The organism is Candidatus Binatia bacterium, assembly GCA_023150935.1.
Classification (GTDB): Bacteria; Desulfobacterota; Binatia; order HRBIN30; family HRBIN30; genus JAKLJW01.
Genome location: JAKLJW010000122.1, coordinates 412 through 719, shown reverse-complemented (window position 1 = coordinate 719; position 308 = coordinate 412). Strand labels below are relative to the sequence as shown.

General features: G+C 59.4%; 1 protein-coding gene. It reads left to right on the top strand.

Features of this window, described 5'->3' with window-relative positions; translation table 11 throughout:
- Window positions 1–91 precede the first annotated feature (91 nt).
- Window positions 92–308: hypothetical protein (locus L6Q96_23275; GenBank protein MCK6557471.1), on the top strand; the 217-nt coding region annotated here is incomplete at its 3' end.

The following is a 308-nucleotide window of genomic DNA, read 5'->3' as shown; positions in this document are numbered from 1 at the left end:
GTCGCATCCGGACACGACAGAATTGGCGCATCCGGACACGACAGCCGTGTCGCCTCTTGATGCGACACCGGTGTCGTACAAAGAAGACTCAGTGAAGAAGACTCAAACGGTCGTTAACGACGTTACGGCTAACGACCAAAAATCTTCGGCCAAAGGGAATCGGCCTCCGGCCGCAGCCCCGAGCATTTCCGACCGGGCACTACGCTCGAAGTACGGCTTCACCGACGACCAGATCGGCCAGGTGCACTGGCTCGTCGAGAAACAGATCGAGATCCTCGGAGCCGCCGAGCGCAACCACGGCAACTACG